At 62.7% G+C, this 18,797-nt stretch carries 19 protein-coding genes; 18 read left to right on the top strand and 1 reads right to left on the bottom strand.

Annotation, left to right across the window (positions count from 1 at the left end):
• Positions 1-34 precede the first annotated feature (34 nt).
• The 6 genes from ACEI37_RS23260 (at position 35) to ACEI37_RS23235 (ending at position 4,815) form a co-directional block, all read left to right on the top strand.
• A complete protein-coding gene (locus ACEI37_RS23260) occupies positions 35-607 on the top strand; it encodes a YqgE/AlgH family protein (protein ID WP_025583981.1) in 573 nt (190 codons plus the stop codon).
• Entirely contained in the window at positions 600-1,025 is a 426-nt protein-coding gene (gene ruvX, locus ACEI37_RS23255) for a Holliday junction resolvase RuvX (protein ID WP_010813827.1), read from the top strand. The genes ACEI37_RS23260 and ruvX overlap by 8 nt, the downstream gene beginning before the upstream one ends.
• Positions 1,022-1,558: a bifunctional pyr operon transcriptional regulator/uracil phosphoribosyltransferase PyrR gene (gene pyrR / locus ACEI37_RS23250; protein ID WP_373378334.1), complete on the top strand. Its 537-nt coding sequence runs from the start codon at positions 1,022-1,024 to the stop codon at positions 1,556-1,558. Before ruvX ends, pyrR begins: the two co-directional genes overlap by 4 nt.
• Before the next feature lie 102 nt (positions 1,559-1,660).
• Entirely contained in the window at positions 1,661-2,635 is a 975-nt protein-coding gene (locus ACEI37_RS23245) for an aspartate carbamoyltransferase catalytic subunit (RefSeq protein WP_373378333.1), read from the top strand.
• A gap of 66 nt (positions 2,636-2,701) precedes the next feature.
• Positions 2,702-3,985 carry a dihydroorotase gene (locus ACEI37_RS23240; RefSeq protein WP_373378332.1) on the top strand — a complete coding sequence of 428 codons (1,284 nt, stop codon included), beginning with the start codon at positions 2,702-2,704 and terminating at the stop codon, positions 3,983-3,985.
• Entirely contained in the window at positions 3,982-4,815 is an 834-nt protein-coding gene (locus ACEI37_RS23235; protein WP_373378331.1) for a lysophospholipid acyltransferase family protein, read from the top strand. The genes ACEI37_RS23240 and ACEI37_RS23235 overlap by 4 nt, the downstream gene beginning before the upstream one ends.
• Before the next feature lie 35 nt (positions 4,816-4,850).
• Here the strand turns inward: ACEI37_RS23235 and ACEI37_RS23230 are convergent, their stop codons facing one another.
• On the bottom strand, positions 4,851-5,699 hold the full coding sequence (locus ACEI37_RS23230; protein WP_373380307.1) for a symmetrical bis(5'-nucleosyl)-tetraphosphatase: 849 nt from the start codon (positions 5,697-5,699) through the stop codon (positions 4,851-4,853).
• 231 nt (positions 5,700-5,930) lie between these two features.
• On the opposite strand from ACEI37_RS23230, the gene rfbB reads away from it, so the two are divergent.
• The 12 genes from rfbB to ACEI37_RS23170 all read left to right on the top strand — a co-directional run bounded on the left by rfbB (position 5,931) and on the right by ACEI37_RS23170 (position 18,699).
• Complete coding sequence (rfbB, locus tag ACEI37_RS23225) at positions 5,931-6,995, top strand: dTDP-glucose 4,6-dehydratase (RefSeq protein ID WP_373378330.1); 1,065 nt, start codon at positions 5,931-5,933, stop codon at positions 6,993-6,995.
• Positions 6,985-7,899, top strand: a complete 915-nt coding sequence (gene rfbD / locus ACEI37_RS23220; RefSeq protein ID WP_373378329.1) for a dTDP-4-dehydrorhamnose reductase — start codon at positions 6,985-6,987, stop codon at positions 7,897-7,899. Before rfbB ends, rfbD begins: the two co-directional genes overlap by 11 nt.
• A gap of 10 nt (positions 7,900-7,909) precedes the next feature.
• Positions 7,910-8,788, top strand: a complete 879-nt coding sequence (gene rfbA, locus ACEI37_RS23215) for a glucose-1-phosphate thymidylyltransferase RfbA (RefSeq protein ID WP_373378328.1) — start codon at positions 7,910-7,912, stop codon at positions 8,786-8,788.
• On the top strand, positions 8,785-9,336 hold the full coding sequence (gene rfbC / locus ACEI37_RS23210) for a dTDP-4-dehydrorhamnose 3,5-epimerase (RefSeq protein WP_373378327.1): 552 nt from the start codon (positions 8,785-8,787) through the stop codon (positions 9,334-9,336). Before rfbA ends, rfbC begins: the two co-directional genes overlap by 4 nt.
• Before the next feature lie 49 nt (positions 9,337-9,385).
• Positions 9,386-10,219 carry a glycosyltransferase family 2 protein gene (locus ACEI37_RS23205; protein WP_373378326.1) on the top strand — a complete coding sequence of 278 codons (834 nt, stop codon included), beginning with the start codon at positions 9,386-9,388 and terminating at the stop codon, positions 10,217-10,219.
• Positions 10,216-11,604 carry a hypothetical protein gene (locus tag ACEI37_RS23200; protein ID WP_373378325.1) on the top strand — a complete coding sequence of 463 codons (1,389 nt, stop codon included), beginning with the start codon at positions 10,216-10,218 and terminating at the stop codon, positions 11,602-11,604. The genes ACEI37_RS23205 and ACEI37_RS23200 overlap by 4 nt, the downstream gene beginning before the upstream one ends.
• Positions 11,605-11,633: 29 nt before the next feature.
• Complete coding sequence (locus tag ACEI37_RS23195) at positions 11,634-12,677, top strand: glycosyltransferase family 2 protein (protein ID WP_373378324.1); 1,044 nt, start codon at positions 11,634-11,636, stop codon at positions 12,675-12,677.
• Between the two features lie 10 nt (positions 12,678-12,687).
• Entirely contained in the window at positions 12,688-13,485 is a 798-nt protein-coding gene (locus ACEI37_RS23190; RefSeq protein WP_373378323.1) for a glycosyltransferase family 2 protein, read from the top strand.
• Positions 13,478-14,569, top strand: a complete 1,092-nt coding sequence (locus tag ACEI37_RS23185; RefSeq protein ID WP_373378322.1) for an MraY family glycosyltransferase — start codon at positions 13,478-13,480, stop codon at positions 14,567-14,569. The genes ACEI37_RS23190 and ACEI37_RS23185 overlap by 8 nt, the downstream gene beginning before the upstream one ends.
• 213 nt (positions 14,570-14,782) lie before the next feature.
• Positions 14,783-15,565: an ABC transporter permease gene (locus ACEI37_RS23180; protein WP_018008105.1), complete on the top strand. Its 783-nt coding sequence runs from the start codon at positions 14,783-14,785 to the stop codon at positions 15,563-15,565.
• A gap of 14 nt (positions 15,566-15,579) precedes the next feature.
• Positions 15,580-16,326, top strand: a complete 747-nt coding sequence (locus tag ACEI37_RS23175) for an ABC transporter ATP-binding protein (RefSeq protein WP_111519361.1) — start codon at positions 15,580-15,582, stop codon at positions 16,324-16,326.
• Between the two features lie 45 nt (positions 16,327-16,371).
• Positions 16,372-18,699: a glycosyltransferase gene (locus tag ACEI37_RS23170; protein ID WP_373378321.1), complete on the top strand. Its 2,328-nt coding sequence runs from the start codon at positions 16,372-16,374 to the stop codon at positions 18,697-18,699.
• Positions 18,700-18,797 lie beyond the last annotated feature (98 nt).

Here is an 18,797-nt window from a genome sequence, read left to right as displayed (position 1 = left end):
GGAAGACCCCCGGCGATTTGATAAAATGCAAGGCATGGCGAAGCCCGAAGCACCCATCAATCTGACCAATCAGTTCCTGATTGCCATGCCCGGCATGGCCGATCCGACCTTTTCGGGTTCCGTCGTCTACATCTGCGAACACAACGAGCGTGGCGCGCTCGGGCTGGTGATCAACCGGCCCATCGACATCGACATGGCCACGCTGTTCGACAAGATCGACCTCAAGCTCGAGATCCAGCCCGTGGCGCACCAGCCGGTCTACTTCGGCGGCCCGGTGCAGACCGAGCGCGGTTTCGTGCTGCACGACCCGGTCGGCGTCTATGTCTCGTCGCTGGCCGTGCCGGGCGGGCTGGAGATGACCACCTCCAAGGACGTGCTCGAGGCCGTGGCCAATGGCAGCGGCCCGCACCGCTTCCTGCTGACGCTGGGATATTCCGGCTGGGGCGCCGGCCAGCTCGAGGAAGAACTCAGCCGCAACGGCTGGCTCACGGTCCAGGCCGATCCCGAGATCATCTTCAGCGTGCCGCCCGACGAGCGCTTTGCCGCCGCCATTCGGCTGCTGGGCATCGACTTCACCATGCTGTCCGGCGAGGCCGGGCATGCCTGATGCCGTGGGGCGTGAACTGCCCCGCGACGGCACGGTCCTGGCATTCGACTACGGCGAAAAAAAGATCGGCGTTGCGCTGGGCAACTTCATCACGCGCGAGGCGCGTGCCCTGACCATCCTCCCCAATATCACCGTCGAAGGCCGCTTCGAGGCCGTGGCCGCGCTGATCCAGGAATGGAACCCGGTGCAGCTGATCGTCGGCATGCCGGTCAACCCCGAAGGCGGCGAGCAACCGTCGATGAAGCTGGCGCGGCGCTTCGGCAACCAGCTCAACGGCCGCTTCGGCCTGCCGGTGGAATGGGTGGACGAGCGCTATACCTCGCGTGCCGCGTCGATGGCCGGCGCCCGCCGCGGCGAACTCGATGCCGAGGCCGCGCGCATCATCCTGCAACAGTACTTCGACCAATTCCCGCTATGACGCAGATTTCCGTTCCCGACGCCGAGTCGCTGTACCGCAAGCTGCTGGACCAGGCGCAGGCGCTGATCCCCGAGGCCGAGCGCGCGCGCTGGTCGGTGGCCGGCATCCATTCAGGCGGGGCCTGGATCGCCGCGCGGCTGGCGGCGGACCTGCAGCTGCCCGAGCACGGCGTGATCAACGTCGCCTTCCATCGTGACGACTACGCTAAGAAGGGCCTGCACAGCCAGGCCCAGCCGACCACGCTGCCATTTGCCGTGGACGAGCGCAACATCCTGCTGATCGACGACGTGCTGGCCACCGGCCGCACCATCCGCGCCGCCGTCAACGAGCTGTTCGACTACGGCCGTCCCGCGCGCGTGGCGCTGGGCGTGCTGGTCGACCGCGGCGGGCGCCAGCTGCCGATCGCCGCCGACCTGTGCGCCGCCGAGATGGCGCTGCCGCCCGGCACGACCCTGGTGCTGTCGCGCCAGGGCGAAGGCGCCGGCGCGCAATTCGCCTTCGCGACCGAACCCACCGATTCCGCCACCGGCTGAACCGGCACCGAGGGCGCGCCCAGCGCGCCCCAAAGCCTTACGGCCCGAAAGCCTGCCCCGAGACCAGACCACCTCCCGTTTTTTGCCCGCGCCCGACCAGCCATGACCAAGACGTTCCGCAACCCGCAGCTCACCAAGAACGGCGAACTGAAGCACCTGCTGTCGATCGAGGGGTTGTCGCGTGACATGATCACGCACATCCTCGACACCGCCAGCCAGTTTGTCTCGCTGTCCGACTCCGACCGCGATGTCAAGAAGGTGCCGCTGCTGCGCGGCAAGAGCGTGTTCAACCTGTTCTTCGAGAACTCCACCCGCACCCGCACCACCTTCGAAATCGCCGCCAAGCGGCTGTCCGCGGACGTGCTGAACCTGAACATCAACGCCTCGTCGACCAGCAAGGGCGAGTCGCTGCTGGACACCATCAACAACCTGTCGGCGATGTCCGCCGACATGTTCGTGGTGCGCCATGCCAGCTCGGGTGCGCCCTATTTGATCGCCGAGCACGTCGCCCCGCACGTGCACGTGATCAACGCCGGCGACGGCCGCCATGCCCACCCGACGCAGGGCCTGCTGGACATGTACACCATCCGGCATTTCAAGAAGGACTTCACCAACCTGACGGTGGCCATCGTCGGCGACATCCTGCACTCGCGCGTGGCGCGTTCCGACATCCACGCGCTGACCACGCTGGGCGTGCCGGAAGTGCGCGCCATCGGCCCGCGCACGCTGCTGCCGTCCGGGCTGGAGCAGATGGGCGTGCGCGTGTTCCACAGCATGGAAGAGGGCCTCAAGGGCGTCGACGTGGTTATCATGCTGCGGCTGCAGAACGAGCGCATGAGCGGCGCGCTGCTGCCGTCCGCACAGGAATACTTCAAGGCCTACGGCCTCACGCCGGAGCGGCTGGCACTGGCCAAGCCGGACGCCATCGTGATGCACCCGGGACCGATGAACCGCGGCGTCGAGATCGACTCCGCCGTGGCCGACGGCCCGCAGTCCGTGATCCTCAACCAGGTGACCTTCGGCATCGCCGTGCGCATGGCGGTGATGGGCATCGTGGCAGGTAATAGCGACGAATAAGCAGCAACGATGATGCAGTCGAGCCAGAACACACCGATCCAGCCCAGCGACACGACAAGCCAAGCTATGAAGATTCACATCCAGGGCGGCCGCCTGATCGATCCGGCCAGCAACACCGACGCCGCGCAGGACCTCTATATCGCCGCCGGCAAGATCGTCGGCGTCGGCAGCGCCCCGGCGGACTTCACCGCCAACAAGGTCATCGACGCCAAGGGGCTGATCGTGTGCCCGGGCCTGGTCGACCTGTCCGCGCGCCTGCGCGAGCCCGGCTACGAATACAAGGCCACGCTCGAGTCCGAGGTCGCGGCCGCCACCGCCGGCGGCGTGACCAGCCTGGTCTGCCCGCCCGACACCGACCCGGTGCTCGACGAACCCGGTCTGGTCGAGATGCTGAAGTTCCGCGCGCGCACGCTGAACCAGACCCACGTCTACCCGCTCGGCGCATTGACCCTGGGCCTGAAGGGCGAGACCCTGACCGAGATGGGCCAGCTGACCGAGGCCGGCTGCGTCGGCTTCAGCCAGGCCGAGGCGCCGGTGCGCAACACCCAGGTGCTGCTGCGCGCGCTGCAATACGCCCAGACCTTCGGCTTCACCGTCTGGCTGCGCCCCGAAGACCCGTTCCTGGGCGGCGGCGTCGCCGCCAGCGGCGCGGTGGCGTCGCGCCTGGGCCTGTCCGGCGTGTCGGTCATCGCCGAGACCGTGCGCCTGCACACCATCTTCGAGCTGATGCGCAGCACCGGCGCGCGCGTCCACCTGTGCCGGCTGTCGTCCGCCGCCGGGCTGGAACTGGTGCGGCAGGCCAAGCGCGAAGGCCTGAAAGTGACCTGCGACGTCAATATCCACCACGTCTCGCTGACCGACATGGATATCGGCTACTTCAACTCGCAGATGCGCTTCTCGCCGCCGCTGCGCAGCCCGCGCGACCGCGACGCCATCGTCGCCGCGCTGGCAGACGGCACCATCGACGCGCTGTGCTCGGACCACACGCCGGTCGACGACGACGAGAAGCTGCTGCCCTTCGCCGAAGCCTCGCCCGGCGCAACCGGCCTGGAACTGCTGCTGCCGCTGACCCTGCGCTGGGCCACCGAGCACAAGGTCCCGCTGGCCCAGGCGCTGGCCCGCATCACCGCCGAGCCCGCCCGCGTGATCGGCCTCAAGGCCGGCACCCTAGCCGTCGGCAGCGCCGCCGACGTGTGCGTGTTCGATCCGAAGCAAGTGTGGAAGGTCGAGCGCCGCTCCCTCAAGAGCCAGGGCAAGAACTCGCCGTGGCTCGGCTACGAAATGGAAGGCAAGGTCCGCATGACCCTGGTCGGCGGGCAAGTCGTCTACGGCAACCACGCCCAGGCATGATCTGGCTGCGCAAGACCGCACTGGTCCTGCACTTGCTGCGCGGGTTGCTGACCTGCGCCTTGCTGTTCCCATGGCTGGGCGTGCGCTCGCGCGCATGGCATATCCGGCGCTGGTCGCGGCGGCTGTTGCGAATCTGCGGGGTCGAAGTGGAAGTGGTAGACGCCACCGGCGCCCCGCACACCGGTGCGGCGCGGCAGGGGGCGATGGTGGTCTCCAACCACATCTCGTGGCTGGACATCTACGTCATCCACAGCTGGCAGCCGGTGCGCTTCGTCGCCAAGTCCGAGATCCGTAACTGGCCGCTGATCGGCTGGCTGTGCGACAAGACCGGCACCATTTTCATCGAACGCGCGCGCAAGCGGGACGCGCATCGCGTGCTGCATGACATTACAGATGTGATGCTGCAGGGCGACCTGGTCGGGGTGTTTCCTGAAGGGACGACCACGGACGGGACCAGCGTGCTGCCGTTCCATGCCAACCTGATGCAGGCGCCGATTTCAGGCGGGCTGCCGGTACAGCCGCTGGGGTTGAACTACCTCGATGCCGCCACCGGCCAGCCGACGCTGGCCGCCGCCTATATCGGCGACACCACGCTGCTGCAATCGCTGGAGGCGGTCTTGCGCGCGCCGCCGATCAAGGCGCGGCTGGTAATCGGGCCGGCGCTGGTGCCGGCCTCGGGCGACCGCCGCGAACTGGCGGCTTCCGCCAGGGAAGTCGTCGCCCATCTCAGCCAGGGCGCCGCCGAGCACGCCGCCACGGCAGCGCAACGGCTGAATCAGCCCTCAGAACCGGGCGGCGCGGCACAGCCGGCGTCCGCTGCCATGGGCTAGCCGCCCTGTCGTCCCCGCCAACGCGGGATAGCGAGTCAAGCCAGCGGATCGCAATATTGCGGGCAATCCACCTGGATCACGGTCCGCTCGGCGGGATCCGGCGCCAGGCGCGCCGCCGTCAGCTTGCCACCCCAGACGCAGCCCGTATCCAGTGCCATCAGGTTCGGCCGCATGACCAGGCCCAGCGTTGACCAGTGCCCGCAGACCACCGTTACATCCTCGGTGCGTCGCCCCGGCACGTCAAACCAGGGCATGAACCCTTCCGGCGCCTTGCCCGGGCCATCCTTGGTCTTGAAGTCCATGACCCCGTCGATTGTGCAGTAGCGCAGGCGGGTGAGGGCATTCACCACCACGCGGAGACGGTCGATGCCGCGCAGGCCGTCGTGCCAGCGGTCAGGCGTGTTGCCGAAGATGTCGGCGAGGAAGCCTTGCCAGTTGGGGCCTTGGAATTGTTCTTCGACTTCGTGTGCAAGGTCGATCACCTGGGCGGCGCTCCACTGGGGGAGGACGCCGGCGTGCACCAGCAGGAAGTTGTTCTCCAGCAGGGCAAGGGGGCGGTGACGTAGCCAGATGAGCAGGTCCTCACGGTCGGGGGCGGTGAGAATGTCGTCGAGGGTGTCGTGGCGGCCTTTTTTGCGGACGCCGGAGGCTACGGCGAGAAGGTGGATGTCGTGGTTGCCGAGGACGGTTTCGGCACGGTCGCCCATGGCGCGAATCGTGCGCAGGGTTTCAAGAGAAGCGGGGCCACGGTTGACGAGATCGCCAACCAGGCGCACGGCCGGCTGCGCCGGGATGCGGGCCAGCAGGGCGTCCAGTGAGGGTCCGCAACCTTGCAGGTCACCGATGGCATAAAGTGCTGAATGTGTAACTTTATTGTTGGGCATCTGATCCAGGGAGAACAAATTCGCTTCTATTTGTAGTTTTGTGACCGATATACCGTGGCACGGTTACATGAGGCTACAAAAAGTGGGAGCCAGCCCGTAAGCTGGAGGATTCAGTCAGATAGAATACCGCCACTTCTGCAGGCACTTAACGCCCCGCCGTCCCGGAAGAGGACCAGGTGGGCTCTCGGCTTTTGTCGGGTCATCGAAACATATCGAGGCAAGGAGCAAGTTTTGTCCCATATTCTGGTCACAGGGGGTGCCGGGTTCATCGGTGCCAATTTCGTTCTCGCGTGGTTGAGCGACAAGTCCGCGGATGGCGTGGTGAACGTCGACAAGCTCACCTATGCGGGCAATCGAAAGACCCTCGCGTCGGTGGAGGATGACTCCCGCCACGTGTTTTCGCAAACCGATATTTGCGACCGTGCCGCACTGGACCAGCTCTTCGCCACCTACAAGCCGCGTGCCGTGGTGCACTTTGCCGCCGAGAGCCATGTGGACCGCTCCATCCACGGGCCCGGCGAGTTCATCCAGACCAATATCGTCGGCACGTTTACGCTGCTGGAGGCCGCGCGCGCCTACTGGAGCGGCTTGCAGGAACCGGCCAAGTCCGAATTCCGCTTCCTCCATGTATCGACCGACGAGGTGTTCGGCTCGCTCAGCGAAACCGACCCGCAGTTTTCGGAAACGACCCCCTACGCGCCTAACAGCCCGTACTCGGCCTCCAAGGCCGCATCGGACCACCTGGTGCGCGCGTATCACCATACCTATGGCTTGCCGGTTCTGACGACGAACTGCTCGAACAACTACGGTCCGTATCATTTCCCGGAAAAGCTGATTCCGCTGGTGATCGCCAACGCCCTCGCCGGCAAACCACTGCCCATCTATGGCGACGGGAAAAACGTGCGTGACTGGCTGTACGTGCGCGACCACTGCTCGGCCATCCGCGAGGTGCTGGCACGCGGCCGCCTGGGCGAAACCTATAACGTTGGCGGCTGGAACGAGAAGACCAATCTCGACGTCGTCCACACGCTGTGCGACCTGCTCGACGAACTGTCGCCCAAGGCCATCGGCTCGTACCGTGACCAGATCACCTTCGTCAAGGATCGCCCGGGACACGATCGCCGCTATGCGATCGATGCACGCAAGCTGGAACGCGAACTGGGGTGGAAGCCGGCCGAGACCTTTGAAAGCGGCCTGCGCAAGACGGTCCAGTGGTACCTGGATAACCAGGCGTGGGTGCAGGACGTGATGTCGGGGGAATATCGGAATTGGGTGACGAAGCAGTATGCCGCGTAACGCCGCCATTCCCACTTTTCTTGTAACCGGCAGCAACGGCCAGGTCGGATTTGAACTGCGCCGCAGCCTGGCACCGCTGGGCAAGGTCGTGGCGCTCGATCGTTCGAGCTGTGACTTGAGCCGGCCCGACGACATCCGTCGCGCGGTGCGCGAGCACCAGCCCGATGTCATTGTCAATCCGGCCGCCTATACGGCGGTCGACAAGGCGGAGTCGGAACCGGAGCTGGCTTACGCCATCAACGGCACGGCTGTGGGCGTGCTGGCGGAAGAGGCAAAGCTGCTCGGAAGCCTGCTGGTTCACTACTCCACCGACTACGTCTTTGACGGCACCAAGGCAGGCGCCTATGTCGAAACCGATGCGGTGGATCCGCAATCGGTGTACGGCAAAAGCAAACTCGCGGGCGAGCAAGCCATTGCCGCGGCCGGCGCAGCCCATCTCGTATTCCGCACCTGCTGGGTTGCCGGCGCGCATGGCAGCAATTTTGCCAAGACCATGCTGAAGCTGGGCCGCGAGCGCGACAGCCTGCGCGTGATTGTCGACCAGTTTGGGGCCCCGACTACGGCCGCGCTGATTGCCGACGTGACCGCTCTGGTGGTGGCGCGCCATTGGCTGTCGGGCGACCGGACATCGTTTGCCTCCGGCATCTACCACCTTGCCGCGGCTGGCGAAACTACCTGGCATGCGTACGCCAGCGAAGTGCTGCGCTACGCCGCCGCCAAAGGCATCGAACTGAAGGTAGACCCGGCCCGCATCGAAGCGATCCCTGCGACGGCGTATCCGTTGCCTGCACCGCGCCCGGCCAACTCACGCCTGGACACGAGCAAGCTGCGTCAGACCTTTGGCATCCATCTTCCAGACTGGCAGCAGGGTGTGCACTACCTGTTGGACCAGATCTTCTCCTGAGCTAGACACCATGCGTAAAGGCATTATCCTGGCTGGGGGTTCCGGCACCCGGCTCTACCCGATCACGAGATCGGTGTCCAAGCAGTTACTGCCGGTATATGACAAGCCGATGATTTACTATCCGCTGTCTACGCTGATGCTGGCGGGCATTCGCGATATTTTGATTATTTCCACGCCCGAGGATACCCCGCGTTTCAGCGAAATGTTGGGTGATGGCAGCAAGTGGGGTATCAATCTCCAATATGCGGTGCAGCCTTCTCCGGACGGACTGGCCCAGGCGTTCATTATCGGCCGTGACTTTGTCGGCAGCGATCCGAGCACGCTGATCCTGGGGGATAACATTTTCCACGGTCACGATCTGGTGGCGCAGTTGCAGCGCGCTTCGGCCCAGCAGACCGGAGCTACCGTATTCGCCTATCACGTACACGATCCGGAACGCTACGGCGTGGTGGAGTTCGACGAGAATTTCCGCGCCCTGTCGCTCGAAGAAAAACCGGCGAAGCCGCGCTCCAACTACGCGGTGACGGGCCTGTATTTCTACGATAGCCAGGTCTGCGATATTGCCGCGGATATCCGGCCTTCTGCGCGCGGGGAGCTGGAGATCACCGATGTGAACAAGCGCTACCTCGAGCTGGCGAAGCTTGACGTCGAGATCATGGGGCGTGGCTACGCCTGGCTCGACACCGGTACGCACGATTCGCTGCTCGAGGCGGCAAGCTTTATCGCGACCTTGCAGAGCCGGCAGGGTCTGATGGTGGCGTGCCCCGAAGAGATCGCCTTCCGCAATAAATGGATTTCTGCAGAGCAGGTTGCCGAACTGGCGACGCCATTGTTGAAGAACGGCTATGGCAAGTATCTCCAGCAAATTATTTCGGAGCCGATTAAATGAGTGTGACAGTTGTTCCTACTTCTCTGCCGGAAGTGCTGATCCTCGAGCCCAAGGTATTTGGGGACGAGCGCGGTTTCTTCTATGAGAGCTTTAATGCGAGGGAATTCGAGCAAGTTACCGGCGTACACAGGCATTTCGTCCAGGACAACCACTCCCGTTCTGCGCAAGGCGTGCTGCGGGGCCTGCACTACCAGATTCAACGCCCGCAGGGCAAGCTGGTGCGTGTCGTCTCGGGCGAGGTGTTTGACGTCGCGGTCGACATCCGGCGCAGCTCTCCCAATTTCGGCAAGTGGGTCGGAGTGACGCTCTCGGCCGAGAACAAGCGACAGATTTGGATCCCGGAAGGCTTTGCCCACGGCTTTCTCGTCATGTCGGAATCTGCAGAGTTTCTCTACAAGACCACGGACTACTACGCACCGGAGTTTGAACGCAGCATTCGTTGGAACGACCCCGGCATCGGCATTGAATGGCCGATCGAGGGGGCACCAGTGCTGGCGAAGAAAGACGAGAATGGCAGTCTGCTGGAGCAGGCTGAGTTGTTTGACTGAGCGAGCGCACGCGCGCGACGGTTCGGTATGGCAGAAGGAAGGGGTGCCCATGCACAGTGACTTATCCGTACTTATTCCATTCAAAGACAAGGCGGAGATGACTTTGCAATGTGTCGACTCCTTGTACCGGTTCGGCCCTGCATGCCGGGAAATCTTGCTGATCAGCAACAATTCGTCGGCGGCGGAGTTGCATGCCGTTGAGAAGGGCCTGGCGAAATATGACAACGCGCGCGTGTTGGTCTACGACCAGCCATTCAACTACCAGAAGCTGAATAACTGGGCAGTAGCGCAGTCGCAGGGCAGCGATCTGCTGTTCCTGAACAACGATACCGAACTGGTCGAGCAGTCGCGCGGGTTGCTGGAATCGATGGTGGAGCGCGCGCACGCGCCCGCGGTTGGGGCGGTCGGCTGCGTGTTGCTCTATGGCGACGCCAAGACGATCCAGCACGGCGGAGTCTTCCTGGTCTCCGGCGGGCTTGCCGATCATTTGTATGTCGGTCGTCGGTTGTCAGACGTACTCGACGACTGCAAGGCGGGCCGGGTGGAACCGGATATTCGTGGTGATGTCCGGCTCAGCGCCGTAACGGGCGCCGTCACCGTGGTGCAGCGATCAAAGTTTGCTGAGATCGGTGGGTTCGACGAGCGCTTCATCATTTGCGGTGGCGACGTGGACATGTGCATACGCTTGGAGAAGCTCGGTTACCAGACGGTGCTGGCGGGAGCTGACTCGGGCTTCATCCTGCATAAAGAAAGCCAGTCGCGGGCGCACAAACCCATCCCGTTCAACGATTTTTACCGCTCGTACTTGTCTTATCTGGAAAGTTACGACCCGCAACGGGGGGACCGCTTCGTCCCGACGAAAAACAAGGCCGCTCATTCATGAGTCAACGAATTTTCCTGCTACGCGTCCTCAGACGCTTCGTCTTTATCGGTCGCAAGGCTACCAACCGCCTGTATCAGCTGGCTTCGGATACAGAGCATCGCCTGAGCGCCATGATCGAGTCGCGACCGGTAGTTGCAGGGGATGGGGTGGTGGCCAAGGCCAGGCAGTTCGCCGAAGTCTATTACGGCGCCAATTCCGCCGTCACGCCGGTTATGCCAGCGCTTCCCAGGGCCGGGCGCAAGCCGGCGGTGGTGCTCTTGCTACCGACCTTGTCGAATTCATCTCTGTTCGGCGGGGCTGCCACGGCGCTGATCTTCGCCGCATTGCTGAGCCAGCGGCACGGCATGCCCTTGCGCGTGGTACAGACTGTTGTCAACGGAGAAGCCAGCCGCCTGCAAGGGCTGTTCGACAAGTATGGTATCCCGGTCAGCGCAGCATCGGTTGAAGTGCTGAGCGTCGCGGAGCGCCGCCATAATTTCTATGGCTACCTGGACCTGCATCCCGAGGATCAGTTGGTGGTCAGCGCATGGTGGGACGCCGCACTGGCGGCAACCTTCCCCCTGCGCCGAAAATTCATCTATCTGGTGCAGGACTACGAGCCGATTTTCTACGCGAACAGCGACCAGAAATTGTTGGCCGAGCAGAGCTACGCCGGCGGTAATTTTGTTGCGGTCTGCAATACGGCGTTGATGGCGCAATGCATTAGTGAAAGCGGCAAGCTCGCGCAAGAGACGCCCGTCCTCCATTTTGAGCCCATGGTGGCCAGGCTGCCCAGGACTCAGGCGCAGGGAGCGGCTCGCACAAAGCGCACGCTGTTCTTCTATGGACGTCCGAGCGTGGAGCGCAATCTGTTCTATTTTGGACTGCGCATCCTGAACGAGGTGTTCTCGCGCAGCCTGTTGCGTGCCGAAGAGTGGGACGTGGTGATGGCCGGTGAAGGGTCGGCGCCCAATATCCAGCTTGAGTCCGGCGTGGTGATCCGCAATCTGGGCAAGCTGACTCTCGATGAATACGATGCGCTGAAGATGAAGACCGACGTGGCGTTGTCGCTGATGATGGCGCCGCACCCCAGTTACCCGCCGCTTGAGCTGGCGTTGGCCGGTGCCGCCGTCGTGACTTCGCGCTACGGACCCAAACAGAGTCTTGAGGACTATTCCGCGAACATCCTTTGCGTGCCGGCCGATCTGGAAGCGATGATCGACGCCGTGGTGAAGGCGTCTCAGATGAGCGAGTCGGAACGGGGCGCCAACGTCAAGCGCAGCATCCTGCCGCTGGACTGGCAGTCGGCCTTTGCAACGTGCTTCGAGCAACTGGACCCGCTTCTCGACCGTCCTGCGAGTGGCCAGACCGGTACGGTCGCGGTGCCGGTCAGAACTACCGCGTAAGCGTATTGGCCCTCCATTGAAGCTCTTGCATGCATCCCTGCCCCCCCAGCGCGCAATCCACTGATGCCGAGCGCGAGCCTGCCCGCAGCCTTAGCACCGGGGTCGCCATGTGCACCTGCAATGCGGGCGCCTTTATCCATCAACAGCTCGACTCCATCGTCAATCAGACCGTGGTGCCCGACCAGATTGTCATCAGCGACGACCGGTCGGACGATGACACCTGGACCGTATTGCGGTCCTGGGCAGCGGCGACCGAGGCACAACGCGGTATCCGCGTTACGCTGCTGCGCAACGATCCGCGCCTCGGCGTGACCCGGAACTTTGAACAGGCGATCCGGGCGCTGAATACCGACATCATCTTTCTCGCTGACCAAGACGATGTCTGGACGCCTGGGAAGATCGGGGCGCTGCTCGCCTGTTTCGGGGCGGATCCGGAACTCTTGCTGGTGCACTCAGACGCGGAGCTGATCGATGAGCAGGGAAACGATCTGGGCAAGTCGCTTTTTGCCGCGCTGAGACTGTCGGAACGGGAACAGGCGCTGGTGATGCAGGGCAAGTTCTTCGAAGTGTATTGCCGGCGCAACTTGGTGACGGGCACGACCGCCGCGTTCCGCAGGCAACTGCTGGACGTGGCCCTGCCGTTCGCCGAGGACTGGATCCACGACGAATGGCTGGCGGCGTGCGCGGCATCCGAAGGCAAGGTAGTCATGCTCGCGGACAAGCTCACGCAGTACCGCCAGCATCGGTCTAATGTGATCGGCATTCCCGTCGGCACCGTCTCGCGTCTTACGTCATACGCGATGCGGGTGGCACGAACGCCTCGCAACGAACACTTGCACTACAAATTGCGCCGCTTACAGGCGCTGCGCAGCAGATTAGTCGCAACGAATCCTGGGGCGGCCGACAAACTTGCGCTGGTCGACGAGGCGATCGCCCACTATGTCCGGCGTATCGGCTTCGGACGCGGCCCGGTGTCGCGGCTGACCAGCATCCTGCACGAATACAAGGCGCGGGGCTATCACCGATTTGCCGACGGCTTTGCCGGCATGGTACGAGATGTCATTCATCTCTGAGGACGCGGCCATGCATGCATCCACCACATGGACGCCGCGGCTGACCGTGTCGGTCGTCAGCCATGGTCAGGGTCACCTGCTCGCGCCGTTGCTGCACCAGTTGCGTGAGGCTTCGCGACAGGTGCGGATGCAGGTCATTGTCACGCAGAATCTGCCGGAGCCGCGTATTCCGGTCGAGGAATCCGAGGATTTTCGGCTGACGTGGATCGTCAATACGAGGCCGATCGGCTTCGCCGAGAATCACAATGCTGCATTCACATATTGCCGTGCGCCGTTTTTCTGCGTGATGAATCCCGATGTGAGGCTGGAGCCGCAAAGCCTGTTGCCGCTGCTCGACTGTGCTGCGCAATGGCCGGGGGTGGCTGGCCCGTGCGTGCTGGCGCCTGATGGACGCGTCGAAGACAGTGCCCGGCGTGTCCCTTCCGTTATCCGACTTTTGCGCAGGACCCTTAAGAAACGTTGCGAAGCCGACTACGCGGTTTCTCAGAAGATCCAGCAGGTCGACTGGCTCGCGGGAATGTGCATGGTGTTCCATGCAGATATCTACCGCAGCATTGGCGGATTTGACGAGCGCTTTCATCTTTACTGTGAAGACGTCGACATCTGCCTGAAGATCCATTTGTCTGGCGCCTATGTGTCGTGGGTGCCGAATGCCGTCATCATTCACGATGCACAGCGCGCTAGCCGGCGCAACTGGCAGTATTTGCGCTGGCATATAGGGAGCTTGTTGCGGCTGTTCGCTTCCGGCACTTACTGGCGTTTCCGGTTCTTTGCTTCAGGTCACGACAAGAGGGCCATGCATGTTTGATTTCTTCTGGGTGCCATGCTTTGTATTTCTGGTATGCGCCTTTGCCATCATGGCGCTGCGCCCGCTGGCACCGATCATGGGGCTGATGGACCGTCCCGATATGCGCAAGCGGCATCAGGGCGAAGTGCCCCTCGTGGGCGGCATCGCTATTACGCTGGCCGTCTGGATCGGCGCGCTGATGTTCATGCGCACGCAGGGCTACTATGTGGCACTGCTCGCTGGTTTGTCAGTCCTTGCGCTGGTAGGCATGGTCGACGATCTGAAAGGCATGTCGCCTGCAGCCAAGCTGGTGGTCCAGCTGTTTGCCGCGATCCTGATGACTTCGTGGGGCGGCGTCTACCTGTCCTCGCTGGGCGATCTGTTTGGGCGCCGCGAGATCGAGTTGCTCAACTGGGGCATCCCACTGACGTTGTTCGCGGTGGTCTCGGTGGTAAACGCGATGAATATGAGCGACGGGCTCGATGGCCTTGCAGGCGGCCTGGCGTTTTTTATCTTTGTCTGGCTGGCGGTGGTAGCGGGCGAGTTAGGCAATAACGCTGCTCAGCGTATCTGTGTAATCTTCTGCGGCGCCATTCTGGGTTTCCTGGTTTTCAACATTCGCAATCCGCTGCGCGGCAAGCGACGGGTCTTTTTGGGAGACGCCGGCAGCCTGATGCTCGGTTTCGGCATCGTATGGTTTGCCGTGGAGCTGTCACAGCCTGTCTATAACAGCGGCGCCCGGATTCCCCCCGTGGTGATGCTGTGGATTCTCGGCTTTCTGCTGATCGATTTGCTGGCAGTGGTAGTGCGGCGTGCGATGAAGGGAAAGAATCCGCTCGCGGCGGACCGCACCCATCTGCACCATATTTTGCTGCGGCTGGATATTGGCCACGGCACTATCGTGTGGCTGATTGTGCTGAGCAACGCTCTGATGGGTTTCGTCGGTGTTCTCGGTTGGAAAACGGGGGTCTCGGAACAGGCCTTGTTCCTGGCCTTTCTTGCGGTGACGGGCGCGCATCTGATGGTAACCCGCAATGCATGGCGGTTTATCCGGATCGGGCGCCGGATGTTGAAGGGCCGCAAGCCGCGGCTGCCTGCGCCGTGAGGGCGTGCCGAACCTGCATCGAGCGGCTCGCACGAGGCCGCCGCGCGCGTCGCCCCATGGGCTGCCTTGGCGGCTTGACGGCGAAGTCTTTATGGTATCGTGGCGCCTTTCGCGGCGAGACAGAACTCGCCGGCGAATTCGTCGCCGCGTTGGTTGATTCCGCTTCACCGCTCCGGGAAACCGGCGCGGCATCGTACTTTCTTGGTAATCCCTATGCTTTTGACTGCAATCGATGACCTCCGGGAGAGCGTCGCCTCCTGGCGCCTTTGGTCGTTACTTGGCTGGATCGAAATTCGCCAGCGTTACGCGCGCTCGGCGGTTGGACCGTTCTGGCTGACCATCAGCATGGCGATCATGATCGCTTCGATCGGTGCCGTGTACGGCACCCTGTTCGGCCAGGAACTGCGCGAGTACCTGCCATTCCTCAGCATCGGGCTGGTAATGTGGTTCCTGCTCGCGACGATCGTGAACGAGGGAGCGGTCGTCTATATCCATAATGCCCACTTCATCCGGCAGGCCGCCACCCCGAAACTGCTATACGTGCTGCAGGTGATGTGGCGCAACGTGATTATCCTGGGCCATAACTTCATTATTGTGGTGGCGCTGCTGATCATTTTTGGCGTGAAAAATTGGGCCACGCTGCCATTGTTTATTCCGGCGCTCCTGCTGTATGTGCTGAATGCAATGTGGATGGCGATGATTTCGGGCTTGTTGTCTGCGCGCTTCCGCGATCTGCCGCAGATTATTTCGTCGCTGTTCCAGGTGGCTTTCTATGTCACGCCGATCATGTACCGGCCAGATGCGCTGGTCCGGTTTTCCTGGATCGTTGACTACAATCCGCTCTCTTATTTGCTGCATCTGGTGCGCGCGCCGCTGGTGGGCGAGTTTCCGTCAATGCTTACCTGGGGGGTTTCGCTAGGCATGGCTGTGGTGGGCTGGACCGCCGCACTGTGGCTGACCGGGCGTTATCTCAAGCGCATTCCGTACTGGGTGTGAACGAATTCAGTAACATGGCATATATAGAACTTCGCAATGTCCGCCTCGAGCTTCCGATTTACGACGTCCAGGGCCGTTCGCTGAAGAAGCGCGTGCTGCGACTCGGACGGCGTAACCAGATCGCGGAAGAAGCTACTGGTGTGGTCGTCGTCAAGGCACTTGACGGTATCGATCTCCGGCTCGAGCCAGGCGATCGCGTTGGCCTGATCGGCCACAATGGTGCCGGCAAGTCGACCCTGCTCAGGCTGCTGGCCGGCATCTACGCGCCCACGTCGGGGAGCTATGACCGTCAGGGCAAGGCGGTGCCGCTGCTCGACATCAGCTTGGGGATGGACGAGAACTCGACGGGCTACCAGAACATCCGCTTGCGCGGCTTGCTGCTCGGCATGAGCGACGCCGAGCTGCGCGCCAAGGAAAAGGACATCGCCGAATTCACCGACCTCGGCGATTCGCTCGACCTTCCGCTACGCACTTACTCCAGCGGCATGCGCATGCGGCTGGCTTTTGCGGTGTCTACAGCTGTCGACGCGGATATCCTGCTGCTCGATGAGGTGATCGGCGTTGGCGATGCCTCATTCCAGGACAAGGCCAACGCGCGCCTGCATGACCTTCATAATCGCGCCCAGATCGTGGTGCTGGCCATCCATTCGAACGAAGTCATTCGCAGGATGTGCAACAAGGTAATCTGGCTGGAACACGGAAAGATCCGCATGGCGGGATCGGTCGAGGAGGTCTTGCCGGTCTACGAAGCCAACCACTAGCCTCGCTCTGGGCCATGGCTGAATCAAATTGATCAAGATGTCTGTATGACGGTTGATATCTCGTGCATCGTTACGCTGCACCACGAAGGCATTCTTGCTCACAAGACCCTGGCCAGCATCGCGCGTGCGATGCGCTTTGCGGCTGCCAACGGAGCGCGTACGGAACTTTTGTTGGTAGCGGACCAAGCCGACCGCGAAACGCTGCGCTATCTGCAGCGTAGTCCGCACCTCCCACCGGATACGCGGATTCTGTCGACCGACTTCGGCGACCCGGGCCTTGCGCGCAACCACGGCGCTCGACATGCCCGCGGCGAGTACATTGCAATCCTTGACGGGGACGACCTGTGCTCGGAGAACTGGCTGGCCATTGCACTGCGACAAGCCCGCGAGGACCCCGTCTATATTGTCCATCCCGACTACAACGTCTACTTCGGCGCCGAGCGCTGGATCCTGCGGCATCCGGACCAGCGCGATACCGGTTTTCGCGCGTCACAGTTGCTGGTCGAGAATGCCTGGACCGCATTATGTGTGGTGCGCCGTGAGACGCTTTTGGCGATTCCTTATCGCGACACGCCGGCGGACTCCGGGTTCGGTTACGAAGACTGGCATTGGAACTGCGACACGATTGCCGCAGGCCTCATGCATGTCGTTGCCGCCGATACGGCGCACTTCATCCGGCTGAAGGCCTCGGGCAGCCGTAACGCGGCGGCGATCGAGCGCTCGCGGGTCATCCGGCATTCAACCCTGTTCGACCATGCGGATTTGCTGGGGCTGGAAGGCAAATCGGCATCAGCGCCGGACCCGCTTGCCGTGGGTGCCGTCGACGCGGAATGGGACGAGGAAGCCTATCTTCAGGTCCATCCTGACGTCAGGGACGCTGTGCGGGCGCGGAGCATGAAGTCCGGCAAGGACCACTGGCGGCTGTTCGGCCGTGCGGAAGGTCGCCTGCTCCCGACTCGGGCGCAGCGCGCCACAGTCAAGGCGTGGTCGGAAGAAGCTTACCTGGATGCAAACGAGGATGTGCGGGCGTCGGTGGCTGAGGGAAGGATCGCGTCCGGGCTGCATCACTGGCTGCGCTTCGGCGATCGGGAAGGCCGCGATCTCAAGGCTCCGGAGATGCCGGCCTGGATCTGCAACGAGATGCACGCGCTCGCCGCCTATGAGTTGCAACTGTTCCCGTCCCGCCAGTTCTTCAGGGAAGCACGGCGCCGCACGTTCCGCGCCAGCCTGGCCGTGGGAAACGCCTATCGAGATATGCTGGAGGTGGTAGGGCCAGTGCCGGTCACGCACGTTTTCATGCTCCCCTGGCTCAAGCGCGGCGGCGCGGACCTGGTGGCCCTGCATCACATCCATGCCCTGGCGCGTGACTTTTCGGCGCAGGTCCTGGTTATCACCACCGAGAATACAGAGTCGCCCTGGATGTCGCGCTTGCCGCCGGAGGTTCGCGTGCTGCCGTTCGGCACCACCCATGCGCCGCACCTGCAGCCAATTGAGCAGCGGCTGCTGCTGTCTCGACTATTGTTGAAGCTACGCCCTCGCGTGGTTCACAACGTCAACAGCGCGACAGCGTGGGACCTGTACGTGCGTCATGGCAATGCCTTGTCGAAGGACAGCGGCCTCTATGCCTCCCTGTTCGGTTTTGATTATACCGAAGAGCTGGAGCCATATGGCTATGGTGGCGCCCTTGAGGCATCGTACCGTTACCTGACCAAGGTGATGACCGATAACCAGGCTTTCGTCGTGCGCCTGATCTCGATGTATGGCCTGCCACCGGACTTGTTCGAGCGCTTCCGTTATCCTCAGCACAGCCGTCCGCGCTTCGAGTTCGATGCCCGGCAAAAACCGCGAATTCTGTGGGCAGGTAGGTTCGACAGGGAGAAGCGGCCAGACCTGTTGCTGCAGATTGCTCAACGCTTGCCGGAGTGCCACTTCGACGTCTACGGTTCTCCCACGCTGTCAACGCCGCCGGAGATTCTTACCGTGCTGGCGGCGTTGAAGCGCATGCGCAATGTTTCCGTCTTGGGTGCTTACGAAAGCTTCGACAGCGTGCCGGCAGAAAACTATGCGCTGCTGCTCTATACGACGCAGTGGGATGGCCTTCCCAACGTGGTGCTGGAGGCCCAGGCTTCGGGCCTGCCGGTACTGGCCCCCGACATCGGCGGTATCAGCGAAGTCATTCCTGCCGACAGCGGTTTCCTGCTGGAGCGTTTCGACGACGTCGAAGGTTATGTTGCCAGCATTCGTCAGTTCTTGAGGGCGCCAGCTACGCTCTTGCATGAACGGGCTCGCGCATTGGGGCTGATCGAGGAAAACCATTCCCTGGAAGCATTCCGAGAGCATCTCGCGCGCCTGCCGGCATACTCGGGAGGCTAGCGGACGCGCAGCCATGCCGTCGTCGCAAACCGCGGTACCAGCGCCGGTGAGCATGGGTGAAGTGCCGCAGCGGTTGTGCTGATCAGACAGGCCTCGCC

The organism is Cupriavidus nantongensis, assembly GCF_041726985.1.
Taxonomy (GTDB): domain Bacteria; phylum Pseudomonadota; class Gammaproteobacteria; order Burkholderiales; family Burkholderiaceae; genus Cupriavidus; species Cupriavidus nantongensis_A.
Note: the sequence above shows the minus strand (reverse complement) of the source record. Positions and strands in the feature narration are given on the sequence as shown.